General features: G+C 59.6%; 22 protein-coding genes. 13 read left to right on the top strand and 9 right to left on the bottom strand.

Annotation, left to right across the window (positions count from 1 at the left end; all coding sequences use genetic code 11):
- Window positions 1–53: 53 nt before the first annotated feature.
- Genes FGL86_RS17435 through FGL86_RS17420 form a run of 4 tightly spaced genes read right to left on the bottom strand, consistent with a single transcriptional unit; the run spans window position 54 to window position 5,018 of the window.
- The gene (locus tag FGL86_RS17435) at window positions 54–821 is read right to left on the bottom strand and encodes an Ldh family oxidoreductase (RefSeq protein WP_147185948.1); all 768 of its coding nucleotides are present in this window, start codon (window positions 819–821) and stop codon (window positions 54–56) included.
- A complete protein-coding gene (locus FGL86_RS17430; protein ID WP_147185947.1) occupies window positions 818–2,563 on the bottom strand; it encodes a hypothetical protein in 1,746 nt (581 codons plus the stop codon). Before FGL86_RS17430 ends, FGL86_RS17435 begins: the two co-directional genes overlap by 4 nt.
- 15 nt (window positions 2,564–2,578) lie before the next feature.
- Window positions 2,579–3,568, bottom strand: a complete 990-nt coding sequence (locus tag FGL86_RS17425; protein ID WP_186764442.1) for a dipeptidase — start codon at window positions 3,566–3,568, stop codon at window positions 2,579–2,581.
- Between the two features lie 10 nt (window positions 3,569–3,578).
- Window positions 3,579–5,018 (bottom strand): aldehyde dehydrogenase family protein, encoded by a 1,440-nt coding sequence (locus FGL86_RS17420; protein ID WP_147185946.1) that lies wholly within the window; start codon window positions 5,016–5,018, stop codon window positions 3,579–3,581.
- Window positions 5,019–5,130: 112 nt separating this feature from the next.
- Here FGL86_RS17420 and FGL86_RS17415 point away from each other — a divergent pair, with 112 nt between their 5' ends.
- Entirely contained in the window at window positions 5,131–6,003 is an 873-nt protein-coding gene (locus FGL86_RS17415; RefSeq protein ID WP_147185945.1) for a LysR family transcriptional regulator, read from the top strand.
- On the opposite strand, the gene FGL86_RS17410 is transcribed toward FGL86_RS17415, so the two are convergent.
- Both FGL86_RS17410 and FGL86_RS17405 read right to left on the bottom strand, forming a co-directional pair.
- Window positions 5,992–6,936 carry a mechanosensitive ion channel family protein gene (locus tag FGL86_RS17410; RefSeq protein ID WP_147185944.1) on the bottom strand — a complete coding sequence of 315 codons (945 nt, stop codon included), beginning with the start codon at window positions 6,934–6,936 and terminating at the stop codon, window positions 5,992–5,994. The two genes, FGL86_RS17415 and FGL86_RS17410, sit on opposite strands and share 12 nt — an antisense overlap.
- A 34-nt stretch (window positions 6,937–6,970) precedes the next feature.
- Window positions 6,971–8,521: a BCCT family transporter gene (locus FGL86_RS17405; protein ID WP_147185943.1), complete on the bottom strand. Its 1,551-nt coding sequence runs from the start codon at window positions 8,519–8,521 to the stop codon at window positions 6,971–6,973.
- A 372-nt stretch (window positions 8,522–8,893) separates the two neighbouring features.
- Here FGL86_RS17405 and FGL86_RS17400 point away from each other — a divergent pair, with 372 nt between their 5' ends.
- From FGL86_RS17400 to FGL86_RS17385, 4 genes are all read left to right on the top strand, one after another.
- Window positions 8,894–9,871 carry a TAXI family TRAP transporter solute-binding subunit gene (locus FGL86_RS17400; protein WP_147185942.1) on the top strand — a complete coding sequence of 326 codons (978 nt, stop codon included), beginning with the start codon at window positions 8,894–8,896 and terminating at the stop codon, window positions 9,869–9,871.
- A gap of 127 nt (window positions 9,872–9,998) precedes the next feature.
- Window positions 9,999–12,593: a TRAP transporter permease gene (locus FGL86_RS17395; protein WP_147185941.1), complete on the top strand. Its 2,595-nt coding sequence runs from the start codon at window positions 9,999–10,001 to the stop codon at window positions 12,591–12,593.
- Between the two features lie 13 nt (window positions 12,594–12,606).
- Entirely contained in the window at window positions 12,607–13,035 is a 429-nt protein-coding gene (locus FGL86_RS17390; RefSeq protein WP_147185940.1) for a universal stress protein, read from the top strand.
- A gap of 132 nt (window positions 13,036–13,167) precedes the next feature.
- Window positions 13,168–13,983: a DUF2189 domain-containing protein gene (locus FGL86_RS17385; protein ID WP_147185939.1), complete on the top strand. Its 816-nt coding sequence runs from the start codon at window positions 13,168–13,170 to the stop codon at window positions 13,981–13,983.
- Between the two features lie 89 nt (window positions 13,984–14,072).
- Here FGL86_RS17385 and tnpA read toward each other — a convergent pair whose 3' ends face one another.
- Window positions 14,073–14,420: an IS200/IS605 family transposase gene (gene tnpA, locus FGL86_RS17380; RefSeq protein WP_246131684.1), complete on the bottom strand. Its 348-nt coding sequence runs from the start codon at window positions 14,418–14,420 to the stop codon at window positions 14,073–14,075.
- A gap of 61 nt (window positions 14,421–14,481) precedes the next feature.
- On the opposite strand from tnpA, the gene FGL86_RS17375 reads away from it, so the two are divergent.
- From FGL86_RS17375 to FGL86_RS17355, 5 genes are all read left to right on the top strand, one after another.
- The gene (locus FGL86_RS17375) at window positions 14,482–15,723 is read left to right on the top strand and encodes an RNA-guided endonuclease InsQ/TnpB family protein (protein ID WP_147185937.1); all 1,242 of its coding nucleotides are present in this window, start codon (window positions 14,482–14,484) and stop codon (window positions 15,721–15,723) included.
- Between the two features lie 102 nt (window positions 15,724–15,825).
- Entirely contained in the window at window positions 15,826–16,629 is an 804-nt protein-coding gene (locus FGL86_RS17370; RefSeq protein WP_246131683.1) for an MOSC domain-containing protein, read from the top strand.
- Between the two features lie 61 nt (window positions 16,630–16,690).
- Window positions 16,691–17,893: a nicotinate phosphoribosyltransferase gene (gene pncB, locus FGL86_RS17365; protein WP_147185936.1), complete on the top strand. Its 1,203-nt coding sequence runs from the start codon at window positions 16,691–16,693 to the stop codon at window positions 17,891–17,893.
- A 79-nt stretch (window positions 17,894–17,972) separates the two neighbouring features.
- Window positions 17,973–19,229, top strand: coding sequence for a nitric oxide-sensing protein NosP (gene nosP, locus FGL86_RS17360; protein WP_147185935.1), 1,257 nt, complete (start codon window positions 17,973–17,975; stop codon window positions 19,227–19,229).
- Window positions 19,198–20,583 carry a hybrid sensor histidine kinase/response regulator gene (locus tag FGL86_RS17355; RefSeq protein ID WP_246131682.1) on the top strand — a complete coding sequence of 462 codons (1,386 nt, stop codon included), beginning with the start codon at window positions 19,198–19,200 and terminating at the stop codon, window positions 20,581–20,583. The genes nosP and FGL86_RS17355 overlap by 32 nt, the downstream gene beginning before the upstream one ends.
- A gap of 20 nt (window positions 20,584–20,603) precedes the next feature.
- On the opposite strand, the gene FGL86_RS17350 is transcribed toward FGL86_RS17355, so the two are convergent.
- On the bottom strand, window positions 20,604–21,296 hold the full coding sequence (locus FGL86_RS17350; protein WP_342780058.1) for a response regulator: 693 nt from the start codon (window positions 21,294–21,296) through the stop codon (window positions 20,604–20,606).
- 117 nt (window positions 21,297–21,413) lie between these two features.
- Here FGL86_RS17350 and exaC point away from each other — a divergent pair, with 117 nt between their 5' ends.
- The 3 genes from exaC (at window position 21,414) to FGL86_RS17335 (ending at window position 24,727) form a co-directional block, all read left to right on the top strand.
- The gene (exaC, locus tag FGL86_RS17345) at window positions 21,414–22,934 is read left to right on the top strand and encodes an acetaldehyde dehydrogenase ExaC (protein ID WP_147185933.1); all 1,521 of its coding nucleotides are present in this window, start codon (window positions 21,414–21,416) and stop codon (window positions 22,932–22,934) included.
- A 71-nt stretch (window positions 22,935–23,005) separates the two neighbouring features.
- Window positions 23,006–24,034 carry an alcohol dehydrogenase AdhP gene (gene adhP, locus FGL86_RS17340; RefSeq protein WP_186764441.1) on the top strand — a complete coding sequence of 343 codons (1,029 nt, stop codon included), beginning with the start codon at window positions 23,006–23,008 and terminating at the stop codon, window positions 24,032–24,034.
- Window positions 24,035–24,127: 93 nt separating this feature from the next.
- On the top strand, window positions 24,128–24,727 hold the full coding sequence (locus FGL86_RS17335; protein WP_147185931.1) for a cysteine hydrolase family protein: 600 nt from the start codon (window positions 24,128–24,130) through the stop codon (window positions 24,725–24,727).
- 103 nt (window positions 24,728–24,830) lie between these two features.
- On the opposite strand, the gene FGL86_RS17330 is transcribed toward FGL86_RS17335, so the two are convergent.
- Window positions 24,831–25,337, bottom strand: coding sequence for a CreA family protein (locus FGL86_RS17330; protein WP_147185930.1), 507 nt, complete (start codon window positions 25,335–25,337; stop codon window positions 24,831–24,833).
- Between the last annotated feature and the right edge of the window lie 6 nt (window positions 25,338–25,343).

Below are 25,343 nucleotides of genomic sequence, written 5' to 3'. Positions count from 1 at the left end.
CGAGCAGACCTCTAGTATGAATTCACCAGATCCGCAGCCTTGATCCTGCTGTATCAATCATCATCCCTTTGCCCCGCGCCGGCGCCATGCCGTGAGGCTTCCGTGGCTTCCACCAGCACCCGGCTGGCCAGGCGCTTGAGTTCTCCCCAGCGAGATTCATCTACTTCAATGCCCTGGGCGAAGGCGTCGTCCTCGAAGGCGGAGAGGCTGCTTTCATTGTGGCTGGCCAGCAGCTCGTATTGGTAGTCCGAGCGCATGGAAGGCAGCAGATCCACGTGGTTGGCCATGATCAAGGTGATGCCGTCGTTGGGAGCGTTTTCCTCGGGGACGTCGTGCACCGCATAGACGCGAATTTCCGGCACGCTCTTGCCCGCGCGAAAGCCTACCACCTGTTCGTTCAGGGGGTATTGGGCGTTGCGCCAGAAGGCGGTGACGTTCATGCCTCGGCTGGCGATCCGGGCGAGATAGCCCATGATCAGCTGGCGATTGTGACAGCGGCGAATCTTGACCACCGCGAGGCCCCGGGCCCGGGCCTTGGCGAAGCACAGCTCCGCCGCCAGGCTGCCGCAGCGCAGCACGCTCTGGCCGTGGCCGTCGAGAATCGCCAGATCGCTGTCCTTGTAGACGATTTCCGGCAGCCTGTCCGGCTCTTCCTCCAGCAAAAAATTCAGCCCGCGATGCAGCGCCGCCAGGCCACCGAGGCCATGACACTGCATCCAGGCGACCATCTCGGCTGCGTCCTCCGCGTCGCCAAGTTCGAAGCCCGCGCCGCAAAACGCCTTGCGGCACAGGTTCTGAATCTCGTTGTAGGACACGATCATGGCGCGATCTCCTGCTCTTTCTCTAGTCCGCTACGAGGCTCGAGAGGAAAACTCCAGTCGTCGAAATCGTTGAGGTCCCAAGGTTCCGCGTTGAGTTCCTCCACCAGCGGCGCTCCCTGGAAGAGAGTGATGCGCACCCAGCGGTCCGACTTGGGATCGAAGCGGCTGGCGCCGAAGAAGGAAAGCTTGGTGCGCAGCAGGTGCATCGGCTTCATGTCCCGGTGCCACAGGTTGGCGCGAATCTCACCAAAAGGGGTGTTCGCCATGGTCTGGATGCGGCGGACGATGTCCTTGTGGCGCGGATGATTGAGCAGAAAATCCACCACCTGGCTGCCCGGGTTAGCTTCCAGGAAACCGCACAGAATATCGTAGGTATGACGTACCCGGGGCGCGATAGCCAGAGGCGTTTCCTTTTCCGCGCCGGGTTCCTCGTCCCGTACGCCGAGGCGCGGTTCTTCCTTCTCCGCGCTGCTGTACCAGAACCAGTAGCGGGCTTCCCGGGTGGAGAAATCCTCCGCCAGCGCCCAGTGGTAGTGAGTGTCGATCAGCTGCTTGAGCTTGATCAAGGGCATCTCCGGGGTCAGGTCGAGGCGTTCCGGCGCGCCCATCTGATCCTCCAGGTGATCGACCTGGGGATAGAGTTCGATCAGCAGCGTATTGACCAACTCCTGGGCTTCCAGGGGCAGGGTCCGCTCGCTCCATTCCTGCAGCTGATTCCACAGGTCCGCTTCCAGCGGCACCTCCGTCAACCAGGCGATGATATCCGGCAGCGCCGCCACGGTCTCATGGTTGCGTTCAGTCTGATCGCTGTCCTGAGTAACGGTCTGGGCCAGATGATCCCGGGCGCGTTCCACCAGGGCGATCAAGCGCTGGCGCTCGGTCTCCGTGGGGGTCTGGGCGCAGGCGAAGGCCAGGGCGCGTTCCCGGCTGTGAACCCACTGCTGCACCAGCATCGGGTGAGTAATCAGAAAGGGCGCCATGCCCAGCCCGGTGGAATTGCCGATGCCCAGGTAGCGCTTGAGCTCCGTGGCCAGAGGCACCGCCTGATCGCCGCCCCGTGCTCGGGCCATATGTTCGATCTGCTCGATGGAGAAATGTCGCAGCAGATAGACCGCGAGCATCTGCGCCGCGAAGGGACGCTGGAAATCCGGATTGGCCCGCAGCCGGGTGTAGTCGGCGATGCCGAACTTGCCGTTGCCGTAGACGGCGGTGGTGCGGTACAGATAGCCGACCTGGGTGATCCAGGCGGCCTCCGGCTGACGGCCGTTGGAAAGCGCGTCCAGGAAACTCGCGAAGTTGCGCAGGCTGCGGTTGGCCCGGGACAGCACCAGCAGCCGCGGATGCTGACGACCGGCTTCCTGCAGCGGCACGTTGTCCGCCATCTGTTCCAGCAGCAGATCGTCCACGTCGCCTTCCACCACGGCGAAGGTGGCGTCCCAGGCGTTGGCGATCACCCGGTCCGTGCGGGCGTCGTCCTCCAGCGGGCGGGTGAAGATCACGCCGTGATAGCGCCCGTTGGGGGTCTGCAGCCGGTAGATGGCGGTGCCGTAGCCTTCCGCATCCAGGTCGAAGCGAGTCTGACTGATCTGCCAGCGCTGGCGGGCCATCTGGCGCACCAGGCTGCGCACGAAGCTCAACCGGCTGGCGTGCAGGCTGCCCAGACGCTCGAGCTGCATGACTCGAGACGCCGGGCGCAGGCTCAGGTTCGCGTAGGGATGCAGATCAGGACCAAACGAATTCATGACGCACTCCGAGATTTAGACCTGTGGCGTAATGGTACGCTCCAGTAGTTCCACCCAATTGCGGCCCATGATCCGAGCCACTTCGTCTTCCGCGAATCCGCGCGCGCGCAAGCCGGTCACCAGGTTGGGGAAGTCCCGGCTATCCTTGAGCCAGGGCAGGGGACGCGGCCAGCCGGCGTTGTCCTTGGAGCCTTCGCCGTAATCCATCTCCTTCGACCAGCGGCCGTTGCGCATCCATTCGAGTATCGATACCGGCTGGTTCTGGCACAGATCCGTGCCGATGCCGATATGCTCGATGCCCATCAGGTCCGCGGTGGCGGCGATCATGTCGCAGTAATCTTCCAGGGTGCAGTCCGGGCCGTTCTTGAGGTGAAACGGATAGGCGGAGAAGCCCAGCAGGCCGTCGCATTCGGCGATGGCCTTGAGCACCTTATCGGATTTGTTGCGCTTGGCCGGCTGCCAGGCCGCCGGGTTGGCGTGGGAGATGATCACCGGACGCTCGGAAAGCTCGATGGCTTCCAGGGTGGAGCGCTCGGCGCTGTGGGACATGTCGATGACCATGCCCACCCGGTTCATCTCCTTGATTACCTGGCGGCCGAAGCGGGTGATGCCGCTGTCCTGCGCTTCGTAGCAGCCGCAGGCCAACAGGCTCTGGTTATTGTAGGTCAGCTGCATGATCAAAAGGCCCAGGTCGCGCATGATCGCGACCATGTCGATATCATCCTCGATCGGCGAGCAGTTCTGGGCGCCGAGGAAGATCCCCACCTTGCCCGCCTCCTGGGCACGCTGAATATCCGCCGCTTCCCGCACCGGCATGATGAGATCACGATGGGTCTCGAAGCGGCGGTTCCACTCGCCGAGCCGACTCAGGGTATCCCGAGTGGTTTCGTGGTAGACCAAGGTGGCGTGAACCGCATTCACGCCGCCTTCGCGCATCTGCTCGAAGATCTCCCGGGACCAGTTCGAATACTGGAGGCCGTCGACGATCAGCATTTCCTGTGACATGACCTTCCCCTCAAGCTTTCACGTAGCAGGTCTTGACCACGGTGTAGAACTCCCGGGCGTAGCGGCCTTGCTCCCGCGGGCCGAAGCTCGAGGCCTTGCGGCCGCCGAAGGGCACGTGGTAATCCGTGCCGGCGGTGGCCAGGTTGACCATCACGCAGCCGGTTTCCGCGCGGGCCTTGAAGTCGCTGGCGATCTTGAGGGAATCGGTGATGATGCCGGCGGTCAGGCCGAACTTGGTGTCATTAAGCGTGGCGATGGCTTCCTCGTAATTCCGTACCTTGATCACGCAGGCGATGGGGCCGAAGACTTCCTCGCGATTGATCGCCATGTCGTTGGTGGTGTCGGTGAACAGGGTCGGGGCCATGAAATAGCCTTCCGTGTCCCGCGCCAGGCGTTCGCCACCGAAGGCAAGCCGGGCACCGTCTTGCTTGGCTCGCTCGATCCAGGCCAGGTTGGACTCCAGCTGGCGGGCGTCCACCGCCGGGCCGAGTTGCACGCCGTCTTCCAGGGCGTTGCCGACACGAATGGTCTTGAGCTTGTCGATCAACTTCTCGACGAAACGGTCATGTAGCGCCTCGACCACGATCAGCCGCGACGACGCGGTGCACTTCTGACCGGTACCGGAATAGGCGCCGGCGAAGGCGGCTTCTACGGCGAGGTCGAGATCCGCGTCTTCCGCGACGATCAGGGCGTTCTTGGAGCCCATCTCCAGTTGGCACTTGACCAGGTTGGCGGCGGTGGCGGCGGCAACCTGCTTGCCGACTTCCAGTGAACCGGTAAAGGACACCGCGTCGATCTCCGGGCTATGAATCAGGGCATCACCTACCTGGCTGCCGCTACCCATCAGCAGGTTGTAGGCGCCCTTGGGCAGATCCTGGCGGCTGATGATCTCCGTCAGTGCCCAGGCGCTCGCCGGCACCAGATTGGCGGGCTTGAAGATCACCGCGTTGCCGAAGGCCAGGGCCGGGGCGATTTTCCATACGGCGGTAGCCAGGGGGAAGTTCCAGGGGCTGATCACGCCAACGACGCCCACCGGCTCGCGATAGACCTCGACACCGATGCCCGGGCGCACGGAATCCACCCGCTCGTCGATCTGGCGCAGCACCTCCGCGGCGTAGTAATGGAAGAACTGGCCGGAGCGGTAGACCTCGCCGACGCCTTCCGCCAGGGTCTTGCCTTCTTCCCGGGCCAGCAGTCGGCCCAGCTCATCCTTGCGAGCGATCAGTTCGTCGCCGATGGCCATCAGTACGCTATAGCGGCGTTCCAGTCCGCTTTCACGCCAGGCTTTCGCGCCTTGGCGGGCAGCGCTGATGGCGTCTTGCACTTGCTGCTTACTGGCCTGGGCGTATTCGCCGATGATGTCGCTGGTATCCGAGGGGTTGCGGTTGGTGACGCTGCCTTCGCCGTCGATCCATTCGTTGCCGATGTAAAGTGCTTTTACGGTGGTCATGTGAGTCTCCTTGATGCGTTACCGCCAGCATAGGAACCTTCAATAAATAAATATAATCAATTAAAAATATAAAATGATAAGGTTTATTAACCGCCTGTCCGGAGGATTGAAGATGCTGCCGGAACTCAAGATTCAACAGCTGCGCTATGTGCTGGCCATCGTCGACGAAGGCGGTTTTCATGCGGCGGCGCGACGGCTGCACCGCACCCAGCCGGCGCTTTCTCTGGCGATCAAGGAGCTGGAGCAACGCTTGGGCCAGGCGCTGTTCGAAAAAGGCGGCAAGACGGCGCTGACGCCTTTCGGAGAAACCTGCCTGCCTCGCCTGCGCTCCCTGGTGGCGGAGCACGATCGGCTAGTGAAGGATCTGCTGCAACAGGCTCAGCAAGGAGCGGGGCATATCGACCTGGCCACGGTGCCGTCCGTGGCCAATCGCCTGATGCCGTATCTGCTGGGCAAGTTCGTCGAGGCGTATCCGGGGCTGAAAGTCAGCCTGCACGACGGCAACGCGGATCGAGTCAAGCGGATGATCCAATTGCAGGAGGCGGATCTGGGCATCACCAGCCTCTGGCAGCCGGATGAGGACTTCGTCTTCACGCCGCTGATGCAGGACGAGATCGGCGTGGTGTGTCGCGAGGATCATCCCCTGGCGGGGCGGGAAAGTCTGGAATGGCAGGAACTGCTCGCGCATACGCTGATCGCCAACGGCACCTCGCGATTTCTCGACAGAACCCCGGCGGCGGTGCTGCAGGAGCGAAGCCTTCTTTATATCTCCAGCATGATTTCGCTGACGGCGATGCTGGAAGCGGGTATCGGCATCACCACCCTGCCCAGGCTCGCCTTTCCGGAGGAGTATGAACGCCTGCGCTTTATTCCCTTGGCAGTGCCTCGGGTGCAGCGAACGCTTGGGGTGCTCAAGCTCGCCGAGCGTAGTCTGTCTCCCGCCGCCCAGGCCATGGAGGGATTTATATTGAAGTCACTGGGATGAGGATGCCTCGGATTTCTGGAGTTCGACGCTCGTTGAAGGCGTGTTCAAAGGTACCGGGCTGTCCTCTCGAAACAGCAGGGTGCGATGGGGCAGGGGAATCTCGATATTCGCCTCATCGAAGGCGCGCTTGATGGCACGCACCACCTGATCCCGTGAGGAGCGGATATCCACCGGCTTAGAGCCGGTCCACCAGGCGATCTCGAAGTCCACGGAGCTGTCGCCGAAGGCCTTGGCGAACACCTGTACGTCGCGTACATCATCCCGCACCGAATCCACCTGGCGTACCGCCGTAAGCAGTACTTCCCGTGTCTTGTCGGCGTTTTCCGTGCGTGCTACCGGCACCATGATCGCGGTGCGACGCACGTCCCGATCCGTGCGCACGACCACTGGGTTCTGAAACAGCAGGGCGTTGGGCACCACCACCAGCTGGCCGTCCGTGCGACGAATATGGCTGTCGCGTACGGTAATTTCCTCCACCACGCCTTCGATGCGCCGTTCATTCGTGGCGATGTAATCGCCGATCTTGAAAGGCTCGCGGATCAGGATCAACAGCCCCGCCAGGAAGTTCTCGAACACGTCCTTGAAAGCAAAGCCCACGGCGATGGAGCCAAGCCCCAGCGTCGTCAACGCCTTGCCGGGAGTGACCGAGGGAAACAGCAGGGTCATGGCTACCAGCAAGCCTACCAGCCAGACGATGATGCCGGTCAGCATCATCAGCACTTCCGTCAGGTTGCGGCGCAGTCTTGCATGATGAGCGATACGTGAAACCACTAAACGCAGCAGCTTCGAAAGGCCCCAGGTCAGCAGAATGAGCAGCAGCGCCGCCGCGATGCGGGGGCCGGCACTGACCAGCCCAAGAGCGTACTGCTCGATCTCCGCCAATAGCAGAAAAAAGAAGGGAATGTCGTCCAATGGCCAGGCCTCCAAGGGCATCCTTGCCCTCAGGGTACAACATTATTGCATTGGATCAGGAAACAACGCCTTGTTCCCGGGCCATGGCGTAGGCGGAGGTGGGGCCGGTCCACAGCGTTGGCAGCAGCACCAGGGAAACCGGGATAGCGGTGATCACGATGAACTGCTGCAGGGCGCTGATCTGACCGGCGCCCATGTACAGCAGGATACCCGCCATGATCGCCATGGTGATGCCCCAGAAGGCGCGCACGAACATATTGGGCTCGTCGTGGCCGGTGCATACCACGGAGATGGCGTAACTCATGGAGTCGCCGGTGGTGGCGACGAAGATGGTGGTCAGTATCAGAATCGCCACTGCCATCATCCAGCCGCCGGGCAGCGCCTGGGCCACGGTCAGGGTTGCCACGTCGAACTGGAAGTTGTTGAGCGCCTCGGTAAGATCGATCACGTCGGTCAACTGATAGTAGATGCCGGAGCCGCCCAGCAGGGTAAACCAGATGGTAGTGGCGATAGGCGCCAGTACCGCCACGGCGAGGATCATCTCGCGAATGGTGCGTCCTCGTGAAATGCGTGCGACGAAGATCGCCATCAAGGGGCCGTAGCCGATGAACCAGGAGAAGAAGAACACCGTCCACCATTGCATCCACCAGTCCGGAGCGTCCGTAGAGGTCATGGTGGACATGCTGAAGAAGGAGGATAGATATTCCCCAAAGCTCTGCGTATAGGCGTTGGTCAGAAACAGAGTAGGGCCGAAAATAAAGATCACCGCGGCAATGGCCAAGGCCAGGAAAACGTTGTAACGGCTAAGGAACTGGATGCCGCGCTCGATGCCGGTCACCGCGGAGGTGACGTAAATCGCGCCCAATCCGACAAGAATCATCAGCTGGCCGGTGAATCCTTCGGGAAAGCTGAACAGCTCATGCAGCCCGAAACTGACCTGAGTGGCCAGAAAACCGATGGGACCAACGGTGCCGGCGACCACCGCGATGATACACAGCGAATCCACCACGCTACCGAAGGCACCTTTCATGACGGCTTCGCCGAATACCGGATACAACAGGCTGCGCGGCTGCAGCGGCTGGCCCTTGTCATAATGGGAGTGGGCCAGTACCACCGCGGTCAGGCTGCCAAGCACTGCCCAGGCAAGAAAGCCCCAGTGCATGAAGGATTGGGCCAGCGCCGGGGCGATGGCGTCCACCGTACCGGCTTCCGTATCGAAGGCCGGCGGCGTGACCACGAAGTGGTAGACCGGCTCACCGGCGGCGAAGAACACGCCGCCACCCGCCAGCAGCGTACACATGATGATTGACAGCCACTTGAAGGTGCTGAGCTCCGGATCCCGCCGATTGCCGACGCGAGCGCTACCCGCAGGCGAGATCGCCAGGGCAATGGCGATGAAGAAGGTCAGCAGCAGGAAAAGCTGGAAATAGGAGCCCATGTGTTTGGCGGTCCAGGCAAAGCCCGAGGCAATGCCGTCGGCGACCATGTCGATGTCGTAAACGGAAAGGCCGATGAAGACAATAATGAAACCGATGCTCAATCCCAGCACGATAGGGTCGCCCAGGCGACGATCGGCGTTGGCATGATGCGTTTGGTCGTTTTCCATTGAAAGTCCCGTTGTTGGAAGTCGCGGGTGAATGGCGGGGTCAGGAGGCTCGATACGCGTGCATCAACAGGAGGATGCAATGGCTCGATGGGCAATTCTCGTTGTTTGCTGAATGGCTAGCCAACGTCGAGGTCTGCTTGCCAGTTTCGTCGAGATGGCACCGGAGATAAAAATAAAGCCGATCACACTACCATGAGCCAGCGCGGCTGTCAGCGCGAATTTGCTTTAACGTAAACGCTAAAAGCAGGCTAGTCTTGCAGAGAGCCATTCAAGAATGTGAGATTCACAAGACTTCGTTAATTTATGATTTTTGCGCTAAAGTAGCGAACTGTAACTAATGTTTAAACCGCCCTGTAACCAAGAGGTGTCTCTATGAAACGTCATGTCTTTTCCGCCGCAGCCTTTACCGGTGCCTTGCTGGGAGCCAGCGTCTTCGCGCCTTCCGCCGTCGCTCAGGACGAGCAGTTCATCACCATCGGCACCGGAGGCCAGACCGGCGTCTATTACGTGGTGGGCCAGTCTGTCTGCCGCATGGTCAATCGCAGCGCGGAGAATATTCGCTGCAACGCGCCTTCCACCGGCGGCTCCGTGGCCAACGTCAACGGTATTCGTTCCGGCGAGTTGAACATGGGGGTGGTGCAGTCCGACGTCCAGTACCAGGCCTATGAAGGCGAGGGCAATTACAAGGGGGATGCCTTCAAGGATCTGCGCGCGGTATTCACCATGCACGGCGAGCCGCTGACGATACTCGCCCGGAAGGATGCCAATATCCAAGACCTCGACGACCTAGAAGGCAAGCGGGTCAATATCGGTAATCCGGGGTCCGGCCAGCGCAATACCATGGACGTGATCATGGAAGCCAAGGGCTGGAACATGGATACCTTCGCCCTGGCGTCTCAGTTGGATGCCGCGGAAATGGCTTCGGCCTTGGCGGACAACAATATCGACGCCATGACCTATGTGGTAGGCCATCCCAACGGTGCCATCCAGGAAGCCACCACCACGGTGGATGCCAATCTGGTGCCGGTGACCGGACCGGAAATCGACAAGCTCGTGGAAGAGCATCCTTACTACACCAAGTCGACTATCCCGGGCGGCCTCTACAAGGGGAACGACGAGGACACCGAGACTTTCGGCGTCGCCGCGACCTTCGTTTCTTCAACGGATACGGATCCGGAACTGGTGTATCAGACCGTCAAGGCGGTATTCGAGAACTTCGACCGCTTCAAGCGTCTGCACCCTGCCTTTGAAAACCTCAATCCTGAAGACATGATCGCCCAAGGCCTTACCGCGCCGCTGCATGAGGGCGCCAAGCGTTATTATCAGGAGCAGGGCTGGATCGAGGAGTGATATAAGATGCTCTTGATAGAGTATTCTTGAGGGGATAACCAGGCTCCCGGAAATGATGCGCGATCTCCTGGCGGAGATCGCGCATTCTGGTTGGAAGGGGTTGCATTCTGTCTGGAAGGATAAGCTTATGAGCGATAAGAAAAAGACGTCGGCGGCGGAGACATTGGACCTCGACGATATGGTCGCCTCTACCGATACCGGGGCGCGAAAACCGCTAGGCGTGCCGGGCAGGATCCTGCTGGGGGTCGCAACCCTGTGGTCGCTGTTCCAGCTGTGGATCGCTTCGCCGCTGCCTTTCATACTGGGGTTCGGTGTCTTCAACGCCACGGAGTCTCGCTCGATTCACCTGGCCTTCGCTCTATTTCTGGCCTATATGGCCTATCCGGCACTGAAACGCTCGCCCCGGGATCGTATTCCCATTCAAGATTGGGTGCTGGGAGCGGTAGCGGCATTCTGCGGCGCCTACATGTTTCTCTTTTATGCGGATCTTGCCGAACGCCCCGGTGCGCCGATCCTTCAGGATGTCATCGTGGGCATCACTGGCTTGATCCTGCTGCTCGAAGCCACTCGTCGAGCGCTGGGTCCGCCGCTGATGATCGTGGCACTGGTATTCATCATCTATTCCCTGGCCGGCCCTTATATGCCGGGCATTCTGGCTCACCGTGGCGTCAGCCTTTACGGTCTGATCAACCACCAGTGGCTGACCACTCAAGGGGTCTTTGGGATCGCGCTCGGGGTTTCCACCAGCTTCGTTTTCTTGTTCGTGCTGTTCGGTGCCATGCTCGATAAAGCCGGCGCCGGCAACTATTTCATCAAGGTGGCGTTTTCCCTGCTCGGCCATTATCGCGGCGGTCCCGCCAAGGCGGCGGTGGTCGCCTCCGGAATGACCGGGCTGATTTCCGGCTCTTCCATCGCCAACGTGGTGACCACCGGTACCTTTACCGTACCCATGATGAAGCGGGTCGGCTTTTCCGCGGAAAAGGCCGGCGCCGTGGAGGTGGCGTCTTCCGTCAACGGCCAGATCATGCCGCCGGTCATGGGGGCGGCGGCCTTCCTGATGGTCGAATACGTGGGCATTTCCTATGTGGAGGTCATCAAACACGCCTTCCTGCCGGCGCTGATTTCCTATATCGCGCTGGTGTATATCGTGCACCTGGAAGCCCTAAAGGCGAACATGCAGGGGCTGGAAAGCAGCAACCCCCCCAAGCCCTTGCTCCAGAAACTGATCGGTTTCCTCGGAGGCTTTCTACTGCTGGCGGGACTTTCCTTCGCGGTCTATTACGGCCTGGGCTGGCTCAAGCCGGTGCTCGGCGATGCCACGCCCTGGCTGGTGGCGGTGGTGTTGGCCGTCGTCTACGTGGGGCTGCTCAAGCTGGGCTCGCAATACCCGGAGCTCGAGCTCGATGACCCGGACTCTCCGGTACTGAAACTACCCCAGACTCGTCCTACGGTGATGGTCGGGCTGCAATACATCCTGCCGGTGGTGGTGCTGGTGTGGTGTTTGATGGTGGAACGCCTGTCCCCGGGACTATCCGCCTTCTGGGCGACGGTATTGATGATCTTCATCATGCTGACCCAGCGGCCGGTGCTGAGCCTGTTTCGTAACCAGGGGCATCTAGGAGACGAATTCAAGGCTGGCTTCATCGATCTGTGGGACGGCCTGATTACCGGTGCTCGCAACATGATCGGTATCGGCATCGCCACCGCCACCGCCGGCATCATCGTCGGCGCGGTGTCGCAAACCGGGGTGGGGCTGGTACTGGCGGACGTGGTCGAGATCCTGTCCATGGGCAACCTGATGCTGATTCTGCTGTTCACCGCCATCCTCAGCCTGATCCTCGGCATGGGGCTGCCCACCACCGCCAACTATATCGTCGTTTCCGCGCTATTGGCGCCGGTCATCGTCACCTTGGGAGAGCAGAACGGCCTGCTGGTGCCCCTGATCGCCGTACACCTGTTCGTGTTCTACTTCGGTATCATGGCGGACGTGACGCCTCCGGTGGGCCTTGCCTCCTTCGCCGCCGCCGCGGTTTCCGGCGGCGATCCGATCCGTACCGGTTTCCAGGCCTTCTACTACAGTCTGCGTACCGCGGCGCTGCCGTTCCTGTTCATCTTCAACACGGATCTGCTGCTGATCAATGTGACTTGGCTACAGGGAATCGTCATTTTCCTGGTGGCCACCTTCGCCATATTGATCTTTGCCGCCGCTACTCAAGGCTACATGCTGACCCGCAATCGCTGGTACGAAAGCATCCTGCTGCTGCTGGTGGCATTCGCCCTGTTCCGTCCCGGTTTCTGGATGGACATGATTCACGATCCTTACCGCTCGATTCCACCGGCGCAGTTCGAACAGGCCTTGGGCAACGTGGATTCCGACAGCACCCTGCGCCTGCAGATCAAGGGAGAGGACGCTTTCGGCGATTCACTGACGACCTATATGCTGATGCCGGTGCCGGAAGGAGAAACCGGCGCCGAACGGCTGGAGAATCTCGGCCTGGAGTTGATCACCGAAGACGACCGGGCGATCGTCGACATGGTGACTTTCGGTAGCCAGGCCGCGGACCTGGGCTTCGATTTCGATCAGGAAATCATCGAGGTGCTGGCGCCGGTGGAACGCTGGAACAAGGAATGGATGTGGATACCCGCGCTGCTGGTCTTTGGTCTGGTCGTGATGCTGCAGCGTCGCCGACGCCGCGATTCAACCGAGCCAGCCGCTGCCTAAGAGGAAAATGACCATGTATAGCAAGATACTGCTTGCGGTAGATATGAACGAAGAAGCGTCCTGGAAGAAGGCGCTTCCCACTGCCCTGGCGCTGTGTCGCACCTTCGATGCGTCGCTTCACGTCATGACGGTACTGCCGGATTATCGCATGCCCATCGTGGGTTCTTATTTTCCCGAAGGATTCGCTGAGAAAACACGTCAGGCGCTTTCCGAGGCTCAGCAGGCTTTCGTCAAGGAAAACGTGCCCGAGGACGTGGACGTGCAGTGCATCATCGCCGATGGCTCACCCTGGGAAGCCATCGTCAAGACCGCCAGGAAATTGCACGTCGACCTGATCGTGATGGCCTCACACACCAAGCGCAAGTTCGCGGATTACGTGCTAGGACCCAACGCGGAGCATGTAGTGCACCATGCCAAGATGTCGGTAATGATTGTGCGTTGATAGCCCGAGGTCTCGGTAACTTTGCTTATCGTCTACATTGATAAGAAGGTCGGCGCACCGGTCTCGCCTGTCGCATAACTTGAACACGGCCCGAACCGGGCCCGAGCCTGTCCAGAAGGGTAAGGGGTTTACATGATGGCAACAACGAAGAGCCGTAGCGAACGCAGCAATATCAGAATCACCAGCAACACGATAGACATGGAGCGACCTCGCGCCTGGCTCATGGCGGGAGTGCAGGACTTTCGTGATGCCATGGGCGCAAGTCTCACCTACGGTGCCTTCTGGGTAGTGGTGAGCTTCCTTATTACGCTGGTGGTCTTCTCGCTGGATTTATGGCATTTCCTGTTGCCGCTGATGGCCGGTTTCATGCTGTTGGGTCCGCTGATTGCGGTCGGCGCTTATGCGATCAGTCAAAAGCTCGAGCGTGGCGAGACGCCAAAAGTCAGTGACGCCTTCGGCGCCTGGGGCCGACGTACAGGTCAACTAGTGATGATGGGCCTGATTCTGGCGCTATTCTTCATGGCCTGGTTCGATCTGGCGATTATTCTATTCGCGCTGTTTTTCGGTCTGATGGCACCGGATCCGGCAACACTTTATCTGGCGCTGCTTACCACACCGCAGGGTTGGGGCATGATTCTGGTGGGTACCGTGCTCGGCGGGGCCGTGGCCTTTGGCGCCTTCTCCGTCAGCGTAGTGGCAATCCCCACCCTGATGGATCAGGATCTGACTTTCATGGAGGGAATCGAGGCGAGCATTCGCAGCGTTGCGCACAATTTCCGCCCCATGCTGCTGTGGGGCGCGATATTAACCGGCTGCGTGATCATCGGACTGGTCACCTTCTATATCGGCCTGGCCTTTATTCTGCCGATTCTGGGACACGCCAGTTGGCATGCCTATCGGGATCTGGTGCGTATCGAGCCCAGAGTCAACGCAAAAGAGAGCGCATGACGACAAGTAATTCGACTCGAAGCTCGTCTGGCCGCATTTGTTGAACAACGGCGGGGCGCATTCTCCTTCCCATCTCTGATTGGTGGGAGTCAAGCCCCGCGCTGATTGTCGATATACTGCTTGATCACCGACAACGGAGCGCCTTCGCAGGTGACCACGCAGTAAGAGCGAGACCAGAACACCGGTTTCCCATAAAACGGGCGAAGATGCGTCGAGAATTCCTTGCGGATTCGTCGGCTGGTGCCGGTCTTGAGCGCGTTCACAAAGTCGGACACGGCGAATTTTGGTGGCAACTCAAACAGGATATGCACATGATCCGGTTCGCCGTTTATCTCGATCAACTCACCTTCCCAGGCCATGATCCGCTCGCTGATGAGTCCGGTCAGGCGTTCCAGGATCGCGGCATTAATGACGTTTCGTCGATACTTGGTCACCATAACTAAATGGTACTTTATGCTGTAAACGCAGTGATTCTGTGCTTTCAAGGTTGTTTTGGTCATGGTAACCAATTATATTTCAGGCATGACATTACGCAAGTACACCTACAAGCTTTATCCCAAACCCAAGCAGCAATCCGCGCTGCTTGAGTGCTTGCGTCTGCATCAACAGCTTTATAATGCCGCGCTCCAGGAACGCATCGAGGCGTACCGAAAGTGCGGTAAAACTATTTCCTATAATGACCAGCAAGCCAGCCTGACGCGGATCAGAGAGGCGCTGCCTGAGTACAAAGCGCTGCCTTGTACGTCAGCGCGTATGACGCTGCGCCGATTGGACAAGGCGTTCAAGGCGTTTTTCCGCCGGGTAAGCAAGGGCGAAACGCCCGGCTTTCCCCGTTTCAAGTCGCTTAGTCGGTTCTCCAGCTTCGAGCTGCTGACGCCCACCTTTTCCCACTCGGACACGGGTCAGCACGGTCGGCTGTTCCTTCGAGGCATCGGGCATATCAAGGCGCGGGGACAATGCCGACTTCAGGGCACGATCAAAACGTCCCAGATTCAGCATAAACATGGTCACTGGTGGATCTCGCTCACCGTCGACGGCGATGCCCGGCGACCCAGGAACGCGACTCGTGCCTGTGCGATGGATGGGGGCGTGGCGCATTTACTGACCGTGGTCGAGGAAAGCGGTCGGTTTGAGCAGATCGCGAATCCACGCTATTACCGAACCGGAAAAGCCAACCAGGCACAGCTCCACCAATCCGTATCGCGAAAGAAACGCGGATCAAATCGCTGGAAAAACGCCTGCAGGCAATTGTCCACCTTCAAGCGCAAGCAGGCCAATCAGAGCAAGGATGCCCATCACAAACTCGCGGCAACCATCGCCAATACTTATGCGCTGGTCGCGATGGAAGCCTTGCGGATCAAGAATATGAGCCGCTCGGCAAAGGGAACCGCTGAGCAGCCGGGAAAGAATATCAAGCAAAAGTCAGGGCTTAATCGAGAGATACGGGACACCGCGCCCGCATCTCTCATGTCGATGATTCGCTACAAAGTGGAAGAAGCTGGTGGCGAATTTGTTGAGACCCCGACCAGACAGCTCAAGCCCTCTCAGCGCTGTCCCGCGTGCGAGCATACGCACAAGGACAACCGCAAGACCCAGGCAAACTTTATCTGCACGGGCTGCGGGTTCTCACAGAACGCTGATGTCGTATCAGGTCTCAACAGCCTGTTTTGGGCACTCGGGTTGGGACGGGAACACGTCCCAGAAGCCTTTGCTTCGAAACCCCTACTAAGCAGCGCTTAGTAGGGGTAGTTCATATACAAACACGGGGCCATGCCGGGGGCTTTCTAGCCCCCTTTTTCATGTTTTCATACCAGCCTTTACTTGTTATTCAGGACGCTCAGCATGACTGCCCGCATCCCTTATCTTTCCGCGCTTTATCGCTATCCCATCAAATCCACCGCCTATCAGCAGGTCGCCAAGGCGTGGGTCGGCGAGGAAGGACTCGAGGGGGATCGCCGTTTCATGATCGCGAGACCGGACGGGGTATTTCTGACCGCTCGCACACATCCGCGTCTGCAGCAGATCCAGACCTGGCTGCAGAAAGACGGTATTCTTCTGCAGCATCCGGGGCAGACGCCTTTGGCGCTACCCTACGCGGAGCTTGAAAAGAGGCCCTTTGTCACTCAGGTATGGAGCGACAGCTTCGAGGCGCTGACCACCAACGCGGCGGCGAATCGCTGGTGCGAAGCGGTGCTGGGAGAGCCCGTGAGACTGTTGTGGATGGACAAGCGCTCACCGCGCTATCGCCAGGCTATCGGCAAGCGGGTGAGCTTTGCCGACGGCTACCCGCTGATGCTGATCGGCCAAGGTTCTCTTGAAGATCTCAACGGTCGAACCGAACGCCGGCATGTCATGGCCCAGTTTCGTCCCAACCTGGTCGTCGAAGGCATCGAGGCTTTTGCCGAGGATCAGTGGCGGCGCCTGCGTATCGGTGAGGTGGAGCTTGCAGTCAGCAAACCCTGCACGCGCTGTGCGATGATCAGCGTGGATCCCGCCACCGGTACCTTTATAGAAGGGCGCGAGCCGCTGCGCACGCTGGCCGGCTATCGGCGCGGTCTTACCGGCCAGGTGGAGTTCGGCCAGAATCTGATCGTGCTCACCGGCGGCGAACTCGAGGTCGGCATGTCGGTGGAAGTGCTGGCCTGATAGCAGCGCAAGACGTGATGACTTACATTGGATAGTTGAATCTTCTCGGGGAGAGATATGTATGGCGGTTACCTACCGCACGCAGGAGCCCATCATTACCTCGCTGCTGGATACGGACTGGTACAAGCTCACCATGATGCAAGGTGTACACCACAAGTACCCCAACGCCAGCGTGACCTGGGAGTTTCGCTGCCGCAACGCCGAGGATCTACGCCCCTATCTCGGCGAAATTCGCAGCCAGATCGATCGACTGGCGTCCCTCAAGCTGACGGAAGAAGAATCCCTCTATCTCAGTACCTTTCCCTATCTGTCGCCGGACTTCATTCGCTTTCTCGAACTGTATCGGTTTCGCCCGGAATACGTGGATGTCTGCATGGAAAACGATGAGCTATGCATTTTCATCGATGGCCCCTGGTCCCACAGCATTCTCTTCGAGATCGTGATTCTGGCGATCATCAGCGAAGTGCGTAATCGCGCGCTTTACCCTGACGTCACCATCGATCAAGCGATAACGCAGTTACGTGGCAAGCTTGGTGACCTTCGCCGCAACTATACCCAGGAGCAGCTGACGGGATTCAACCTGGCGGATTTCGGCACCCGACGACGGCTGTCGCGCTCGGTACAGGAAGCGATCGTCGGAGTGCTGGAAAAAGAGTTTCCCGGCAACTTCGTCGGTACCAGCAACGTGGATATCGCCCGCCGGCACGGTATCGCACCCATGGGCACCATGGCCCACGAATGGATCATGGCCCATCAGCAGCTAGGCAGCCGCCTGGTGGACAGCCAGCGGGCGGCGCTTGAAGCCTGGGTTCAGGAATATCGCGGTTATCTCGGGGTGGCATTGACGGATACCATCACCCTGGACGCTTTCCTGCATGATTTCGATCTGTACTTCGCCAAGCTGTTCGACGGTCTTCGCCATGACAGCGGCGACCCGATAGCCTTCGCTGAAAAATGCATCAAGCATTATCAGCGTCTGGGCATCGATCCTCGCACCAAGACGCTGATCTTCAGCGACTCCCTGACCTTCGACAAGTCCATGCGGATCAAGTCCGCCCTGGAAGGACGCATCAGGACCAGTTTCGGTATCGGTACCAGCCTGACCTGCGACGTGCCCGGGGTCACGCCAATGAACATCGTCATCAAGATGGTCTCCTGCAACGGCCAGCCGGTGGCCAAGATATCCGATGCGCCGGGCAAGACCACGAGCCGGAATGAAGAGTACGTGCATTATCTCAAGAGCGTGTTCGAGGTAACGCACTGAGCCCGGCGGCGACCGTCCCATCGCGTAAAACCGCTTTCATGGCATAGACTGGCAGTAAACGCGAACGAGGTAGGAGCGCATGCCGGAATCCACTTTGGAACTGTCACAAGAACTATCTCGTGAACTGCCACAAGAGCTATTTCGTGAACCGCCACAAGAACCATCTCGCGATCTGACCGCTGCCAATGGACCGGGCCTGCGTACCGCGGTCAGTCGGCAGCAGGATCCGCATGGCGCAGCAGAGGAGCTTGGCCAGGCATTGCGTCATGCCGAGCTTGGCTTCGTGCTGTTTTTCTGTAGTGCCGAGTACCCGCTCGATATCCTGGCAACGGCGTTGAGCGAAACGTTTGCCAGGATTCCCATCACCGGATGTACCACCGCAGGAGAAATCACGCCTCAAGGCTATGAGCGTGGCTGTATCGTGGCGATTGGCTTCGATCGTCGGTATTTCTCCGTCGCCGCGAAATTGATCGAAAATCTGGAAGGTTTCGATCTGCCCCGCGCCCAGCATGTCACCGATCATCTGCTCGAAACCTGTCGGCGGCGCGCCTTGGCACCGATAAGCGGACATAGTTTCGCCTTGACACTGCTTGACGGACTCTCCAGCAGCGAAGAACAAGTGCTGGCCACCCTCGACGCGGCGTTCGGCAGCATTCCCAGCTTCGGCGGTTCGGCGGGAGATGACAACCGCCTGGCTCACACCCATGTCTATGCGGAGGGTTGTTTTCATAGCCGCGCGGCCATCATGGTAATGGTCAATACGCGCCTGCCGTTCGAAGTGTTCACCACTCATCACCTGCGGCCCTGTGAGGAAAAGCTGGTGGTCACCCGAGTCGATCGCGAGCGACGCCGGGTGCTGGAGCTCAATGCGGTGCCCGCTGCGGAAGAATATTCCCGACTGGTGGGTTTACCGATAGCCCAGCTCGATGCCAGCGTTTTTGCCCGCTGTCCGTTGGCGGTGCGTATTGGCGATACTTACTATGTGCGCTCGATTCAACGTGTCAACGACGATAACAGTCTCGACTTCTACTGCGCGGTGGAGAATGGCATCGTACTGACCGCCATGCAGCCGGCACCCATGCTAGAAGATCTCGAGCGCGTGCTCGGCGACCTCGAGACTCACCTGGGCCCGCCAGGTCTGATCATCGGCTGCGACTGCTTTCTGCGCCGGCTTGAGCTTGAAGCACTGGATCAAATCACTCCCGCGTCGGAACTGCTCGGTCGGGCCAGGGTGATCGGCTTCAATACCTATGGCGAGCAGCATCATGGCATGCACATCAATCAGACCTTCACGGGGGTCGCCATTGGCACTGGACGGGAAATCGAGGGCCGTTGACGCGGCGGATTCGCGCGAGCTGCTCGAGGAAAACGCGCGACTGCGGCGTATTTGCGCGGCGCTGATCGAGCGGGTGGAATCCAGCGGTGTGGCAGGCGGCGCCCCTTATGCGGCTTTCGAACACGCGGTGCTGCTGGCGGAGCAGGTCCGTGAGCGCACCGAAGCGCTGCATCGCACGCTGGACGAACTGGGCAAGACCAATATACGGCTGGGTGAAGCCAAGGCGGACGCCGAAGCCGCCAACCTCTCGAAGACCAAGTTTCTTGCCGCGGTCAGCCATGACCTGTTGCAACCCCTCAACGCCGCAAGGTTATTTGCCAGCGCCCTCGACGAGCATCCCTTGCCGGAAGCCTCGGCAAAACTGGTCGCCCAGATCAGCCGGTCGCTCAAGGACGTAGAGGCGCTGCTGGGCACCCTGGTGGATATCTCGCGTCTCGATGCCGGGGTACTCAAGCCGGATATTGCCCCCTTTCGCACCGACCAACTGCTGGACGTGCTGGCGGAAGAATATCGTCAAGCCGCCCTGACCCAGGGGCTTGCCCTGCACTATGTGCCGAGTCGCATGGTGATCGAATCCGATCTGGCCTTGCTGGCGCGAGTGATACGCAATTTTCTGACCAACGCCATTCGTTACACTCGACAAGGACATATATTGCTGGGCTGTCGGCGCCGAGCCGAAGGGCTGGAGATCGTGGTGGGAGATACCGGACCGGGCATCGCCGAAGCGCAGCATGAGGCAATTTTTCAGGAATTTCGACGTGTGGCGGTGCCCACGACGGGTCAGGACCGGGGGCTTGGGCTGGGTCTCGCCATCGTCGAGCGCATCGGTGCGATGCTGGGTCATCCGCTGTGCTTGTCGTCTTCACCCGGGCGGGGTTCGCTGTTCTCGATCCTCGTGCCTTACGGCGTGCTGCCGGCGTTTGAACCGGCACCGGCGCCCAGGGCGCCGATGGAAAAGGACGCGCTGCAAGGGACACGAATCTGGGTGATCGACAACGATACAGCGATTCTCGAAGGCATGGCCGCGCTGCTGGAAGGCTGGGGATGTCGCGTCGTCACTGCCTTGTCCTTGAGCGATCTGGAGAAGCGGACGAAACACGATCCCGCCGACGTCCTGCTGATCGACTATCATCTCGGCGATGACCAACCGAGCGGATTCGCAGTGGCTCAGCGTCTGCAAGAACGCCACCCCGGGTTGGCGACAGTGCTGATCACCGCCAATCATGAAGCGACAATCAAGCGCCGAGCCAGGGCGCGTGGCTACGGCTGTCTGCTCAAGCCCCTCAAGCCGCTGCGACTGCGGATGACGTTGACCGCGCTGTTGAAGGCGTCGCCGCGACGAAAAGAGCAATGACGCCTTCCCGCCAGACAGCGTTAGCCTCGTCGGGCTTGCCACACTGCCGGGTCCATCTGCCCGGCCAGGACAATGGCCTGCATGCGGCTACTTACTTCCAGCTTGCGCAGAATCGCCGACACATGAGTCTTGACCGTCGTCTCGGCGATATCGAGTTCCCGTGCGATCACCTTGTTGGACGCCCCCTGAACCAGACGTTCGAGCACCTCGAACTGCTTGTCGGTCAGTTGAGCGAGGCGAGCCGTGGTGTGATCGGCATGATTGTCGGGTGCGGCGCGAGGAGTGGGAGGGCGGCGCATGACGGCCGAGGGCAGGTAGACATGGCCTTCGAGAATACGCAGCAAGGCGGCAAGTAATTCCTGGCGCGGCGTCGACTTGGGAATATAACCCACGGCACCCATCTCGATGGCGCCGAGAACGATGTGCCGCTCCTGATCCGCGGAAACGATGGCGATCGGCAGCTCGGGAAATCGCTGACGCAGGCATTCGAGTCCCGACAAGCCTTCCGCGTCCGGCAAACCGAGGTCCAGCAGCAGCAGATCGATCTCCTTCTGTGCCGTGAGCTGTTGCAAGGTGGCCGCCAGACTGTCGGTTTCCAGTAGCCGAGCCTCCGGCAAGCCCGTCTCGATCACGTTGCCGATGGCTTCCCGGAACAGGGGATGATCATCGGCAATCAGCAGGGTATGCATCGGTGCGAATTCTCCTGTCGTCACGGCAACTCCTACCAAAGGAGGAGGCGTTCTCCTGCTAGTGAAGTATGGCGCACCGGCGCCGGCTGACCAAGACTCAGAGGTGACGCTTTCATAATGACAACCAACAGGAGCATTACCATGATCTACGCCAATCCCGGCCACAGCGATGCCGTCGTAGCCTTCGAGAAACGCTATGGCAACTATATCGGCGGGGAGTTTGTCACCCCGGTCAAAGGCCAATATTTCGACAACGTCAGCCCGGTCAACGGGGAAGTCTTCTGTGAGGTGGCCCGCTCCACCGCGGAAGATATCGATAAAGCCCTGGATGCCGCCCATAAAGCCGCTCCCGCCTGGGGCAAGACCTCGGTACAGGAGCGCTCCGGCATCCTGCTCAAGATCGCCGATCGCATCGAGCAGAATCTGGAAATGCTCGCCGTTGCGGAAACCTGGGATAACGGCAAGGCGGTGCGGGAAACCCTGAATGCGGATCTGCCCCTGGCGGTGGATCATTTCCGCTACTTCGCCGGCTGTATCCGTGCCCAGGAAGGCAGCCTGGCGGAGATCGACGAACATACCGTCGCCTATCATTTCCACGAGCCGCTGGGGGTAGTGGGTCAGATCATTCCCTGGAATTTCCCCATCCTGATGGCCTGCTGGAAGCTCGCCCCGGCCCTGGCCGCGGGAAACTGCGTGGTGCTCAAGCCCGCGGAGCAGACCCCGGCTTCGATCCTCAAGGTAATGGAGCTGATCGGTGACCTGCTGCCGCCGGGAGTGATCAACATCGTCAACGGCTACGGGGCGGAAGCCGGGGAAGCGCTGGCCACCAGCAAGCGTATCGCCAAGATCGCCTTCACCGGCTCCACCCCGGTGGGGTCGCATATCCTCAAGTGCGCCGCGGAAAATATCATTCCGTCTACCGTGGAACTGGGGGGCAAGTCGCCCAACGTCTATTTCGCCGACATCATGGACGCGGAGCCCGAGTTCATCGACAAGGCGGTGGAAGGGTTGGTGCTGGCCTTCCTCAACCAGGGCGAGGTGTGTACCTGTCCGTCCCGGGCCTTGATCCAGGAAAGCATGTTCGAATCTTTCATGGAAAAGGTGGTGGAGCGCACGAAGGCGATCAAGCGCGGCAATCCGCTGGATACCGATGTTCAGGTCGGCGCTCAGGCGTCTCAGGAGCAGTTCGACAAGATCATGTCCTATTTCGACATTGCCAGGGAGGAAGGCGCGGAGGTCGTCACCGGCGGCGACAAGGAAAGCCTGGGCGAAGGGCTTTCTCACGGCTATTACATCCAGCCGACCCTGCTCAAGGGCAACAACAAGATGCGGGTCTTCCAGGAAGAGATCTTTGGCCCGGTGGTGGCGGTCACCACCTTCAAAGACGAGCAGGAAGCCCTGGAGATCGCCAACGACACCCAGTTCGGCCTCGGCGCCGGGGTGTGGAGTCGTGACATGAACGTGGCGTTTCGCATGGGGCGCGGCATCCAGGCCGGGCGCGTCTGGACCAATTGCTATCACCAGTACCCGGCCCACGCTGCCTTCGGCGGTTACAAGAAGTCCGGGATCGGCCGCGAAACCCACAAGATGGCGTTGGAACACTATCAGCAGACCAAGAATCTGCTGGTCAGCTACGACGTGAATCCCATGGGATTCTTCTAACAAAGCCTGACGACACACCGGTGAAACGCTCGCGTTTTGCTCGACTTGCAGCAACAAGAGGAGTTATCGCTATGGAAACAACAATGAAAGCCGCTGTCGTTACCTCTTTCGGACAACCGTTGGAGATTCGCGAAGTCGACGTGCCGCGTCCTGGCAAGGGCGAGGTGCTGGTCAAGATCGCTGCTGCCGGTGTATGCCATACGGATCTGCACGCCGCCCACGGCGACTGGCCGGTCAAGCCTTCACCGCCCTTTATTCCCGGCCATGAAGGCGTCGGCCATGTGGTGGCACTCGGTGAAGGAGTCAGTCACATCAAGGAAGGCGACCGGGTGGGCATCCCTTGGCTGTATTCCGCCTGCGGCCATTGCGAGCACTGCCTGGGCGGCTGGGAAACCCTGTGCGAGTCTCAGCAGAATACCGGTTACTCGGTCAACGGCGGCTTTGCGGATTACACCGTGGGCCAGGCGGATTACGTGGGTCGGTTGCCGGACAATACCGACTTCATCGAGATCGCCCCGGTCCTGTGCGCCGGTGTCACGGTCTACAAGGGCCTCAAGATGACCGACACGAAGCCGGGTCAGTGGGTGGTGATCTCCGGTATCGGCGGTCTCGGTCACATGGCGGTGCAATATGCCAAGGCCATGGGCATGAACGTTGCCGCGGTAGATATCGACGACGGCAAACTGGCCCTGGCAGAGCGCCTCGGTGCCACGGTGACGGTCAACGCGATGAAGACCGATCCTGCCGCTTATCTCAAGAAGGAAATCGGCGGCGCCCATGGGGTGCTGGTCACTGCCGTTTCGCCCAAGGCGTTCGATCAGGCCCAGCGCATGGTGCGTCGTGGCGGAACCATTTCCCTCAACGGCCTGCCGCCGGGAGATTTTCCGCTGCCGATCTTCGATACGGTGCTCAACGGCATCACCATTCGCGGCTCCATCGTCGGCACTCGTCTGGATCTGCAGGAATCGCTGGATTTCGCCGGCGAAGGCAAGGTCAAGGCAACGGTCTCCACAGACCGCATCGAGAATATCAATGATATCTTCTCGCGAATGAGCGAAGGCAAGATCGAAGGCCGAGTGGTGCTGGATATGGAGGGGTAAGCGTCCGCTTTTGCGACCTAAGATGAGTTGCTTTCACCAATCAATCACGCCAGCGTAAAGCTGGCGTTTTTTAATTCTGATCGGGAAAACACGATGAATCAAACAGATACAACACTTAGGGATTTACTGGGGCTTGGACACCAGCCCGCCAGCTTGAAGGATTCTGCCTTGCTGCTTATCGATTGTCAGAATACGTATCGTGAAGGAGTGATGCGTCTGACCGGCGTCGAAGAAGCGCTCAAAGAGGCCAGAAAGCTGCTGGATCGTGCTCGTGAACTTGATGTGCCCATCATTCATATCCGTCACGATGCGGGTGCAGGCTCACCCTTCGATATCAATGCGGATATCGGTGCGATTGCCGATATCGTTGCGCCTAGGGGAAACGAACCGGTTGTGACGAAAAACTATCCTAACTCTTTCGTCGAGACGGACCTGGATAAGCAGTTGAAGGCGCTGGGTGTTACCAACCTTGTTCTGGCAGGGTTCATGACCCACATGTGCGTCAACTCGACGGCCCACGGCGGTTTCAATCTAGGCTATGCGCCTACGGTAGTCGCCAGCGCTACTGCATCCAGACCTTTGGAAACCCCTGATGGAAAACGTCTTTCCGCCAAGGAGGTGCATGATGCCGCCTTGGCATCGACGCGGGATCTGTATGCCGCAGTAGTGGAAAGGGTAGAAGATTTACCTTGATGATATTCATTGTCATCCATGTTGATCGGGGCTGCGCCAGGCAAGATGTCCACTTTCAGATCTGAAACTGGCTCAGTCGGTTCGTCACGGGATATCGCGGATTTTATTTTTTCTGCACCGGTGACTGCCAGGCCTGGGTGTTCCACAGCGGAACACTCGATAGGGCGTGCTTGAAGCTGCCCTTGGTTTCCTTGGTGCTGTAGGCGATATACAGCAAGCTCTGGCTTTCCGGATCAAAGATACGGCGAATCTTCAGGCTCTTGAGCAGGACGCTCTTGGATTTGCGATATACCAGCTCGCCGCTTTTCGAGGTGTCGATGTCCTTGAGCATTTCCGGCGTGATAGGGCCGGTCTGGCGACAGGCAATGCTCATGTCGGATGGATCGGCGAAATCGAGATCCGCGTCGATATTGCTCAAGTGGCAGGTCACGCCTGGCACCACCGGATCGGTCAGGCTCTCGATCTTGATATCCTTGGTGGTGAACAGCCCCAGGGATACATCACCGACTTCGTTGTCGTCGCAGCCGCTCAGGAACATCGTGGTAGCCAGGGCCAGCAGGAAGCCGCTGGAAGGAGGAAAGGAGCGGTGTAGAAAGAAAGACTGGCGCATGGAAAT

Origin of the sequence: Pistricoccus aurantiacus, from assembly GCF_007954585.1 — a bacterium.
In the GTDB taxonomy this organism is placed as follows: Bacteria; Pseudomonadota; Gammaproteobacteria; order Pseudomonadales; family Halomonadaceae; genus Pistricoccus; species Pistricoccus aurantiacus.
The sequence above is the reverse complement of the archived record's forward strand: the minus strand, read 5'-3'. Positions and strand labels throughout refer to the sequence as shown.

What these genes read in the sequence shown, in the direction of transcription:
- FGL86_RS17435 (WP_147185948.1), bottom strand. Translation starts at nt 821, where the DNA reads ATGATCGTGTCCTACAACGAGATTCAGAACCTGTGCCGCAAGGCGTTT.
- FGL86_RS17430 (WP_147185947.1), bottom strand. Translation starts at nt 2,563, where the DNA reads ATGAATTCGTTTGGTCCTGATCTGCATCCCTACGCGAACCTGAGCCTG.
- FGL86_RS17425 (WP_186764442.1), bottom strand. Translation starts at nt 3,568, where the DNA reads ATGTCACAGGAAATGCTGATCGTCGACGGCCTCCAGTATTCGAACTGG.
- FGL86_RS17420 (WP_147185946.1), bottom strand. Translation starts at nt 5,018, where the DNA reads ATGACCACCGTAAAAGCACTTTACATCGGCAACGAATGGATCGACGGC.
- FGL86_RS17415 (WP_147185945.1), top strand. Translation starts at nt 5,131, where the DNA reads ATGCTGCCGGAACTCAAGATTCAACAGCTGCGCTATGTGCTGGCCATC.
- FGL86_RS17410 (WP_147185944.1), bottom strand. Translation starts at nt 6,936, where the DNA reads ATGCCCTTGGAGGCCTGGCCATTGGACGACATTCCCTTCTTTTTTCTG.
- FGL86_RS17405 (WP_147185943.1), bottom strand. Translation starts at nt 8,521, where the DNA reads ATGGAAAACGACCAAACGCATCATGCCAACGCCGATCGTCGCCTGGGC.
- FGL86_RS17400 (WP_147185942.1), top strand. Translation starts at nt 8,894, where the DNA reads ATGAAACGTCATGTCTTTTCCGCCGCAGCCTTTACCGGTGCCTTGCTG.
- FGL86_RS17395 (WP_147185941.1), top strand. Translation starts at nt 9,999, where the DNA reads ATGAGCGATAAGAAAAAGACGTCGGCGGCGGAGACATTGGACCTCGAC.
- FGL86_RS17390 (WP_147185940.1), top strand. Translation starts at nt 12,607, where the DNA reads ATGTATAGCAAGATACTGCTTGCGGTAGATATGAACGAAGAAGCGTCC.
- FGL86_RS17385 (WP_147185939.1), top strand. Translation starts at nt 13,168, where the DNA reads ATGATGGCAACAACGAAGAGCCGTAGCGAACGCAGCAATATCAGAATC.
- tnpA (WP_246131684.1), bottom strand. Translation starts at nt 14,420, where the DNA reads ATGGTGACCAAGTATCGACGAAACGTCATTAATGCCGCGATCCTGGAA.
- FGL86_RS17375 (WP_147185937.1), top strand. Translation starts at nt 14,482, where the DNA reads ATGGTAACCAATTATATTTCAGGCATGACATTACGCAAGTACACCTAC.
- FGL86_RS17370 (WP_246131683.1), top strand. Translation starts at nt 15,826, where the DNA reads ATGACTGCCCGCATCCCTTATCTTTCCGCGCTTTATCGCTATCCCATC.
- pncB (WP_147185936.1), top strand. Translation starts at nt 16,691, where the DNA reads ATGGCGGTTACCTACCGCACGCAGGAGCCCATCATTACCTCGCTGCTG.
- nosP (WP_147185935.1), top strand. Translation starts at nt 17,973, where the DNA reads ATGCCGGAATCCACTTTGGAACTGTCACAAGAACTATCTCGTGAACTG.
- exaC (WP_147185933.1), top strand. Translation starts at nt 21,414, where the DNA reads ATGATCTACGCCAATCCCGGCCACAGCGATGCCGTCGTAGCCTTCGAG.
- adhP (WP_186764441.1), top strand. Translation starts at nt 23,006, where the DNA reads ATGGAAACAACAATGAAAGCCGCTGTCGTTACCTCTTTCGGACAACCG.
- FGL86_RS17335 (WP_147185931.1), top strand. Translation starts at nt 24,128, where the DNA reads ATGAATCAAACAGATACAACACTTAGGGATTTACTGGGGCTTGGACAC.
- FGL86_RS17330 (WP_147185930.1), bottom strand. Translation starts at nt 25,337, where the DNA reads ATGCGCCAGTCTTTCTTTCTACACCGCTCCTTTCCTCCTTCCAGCGGC.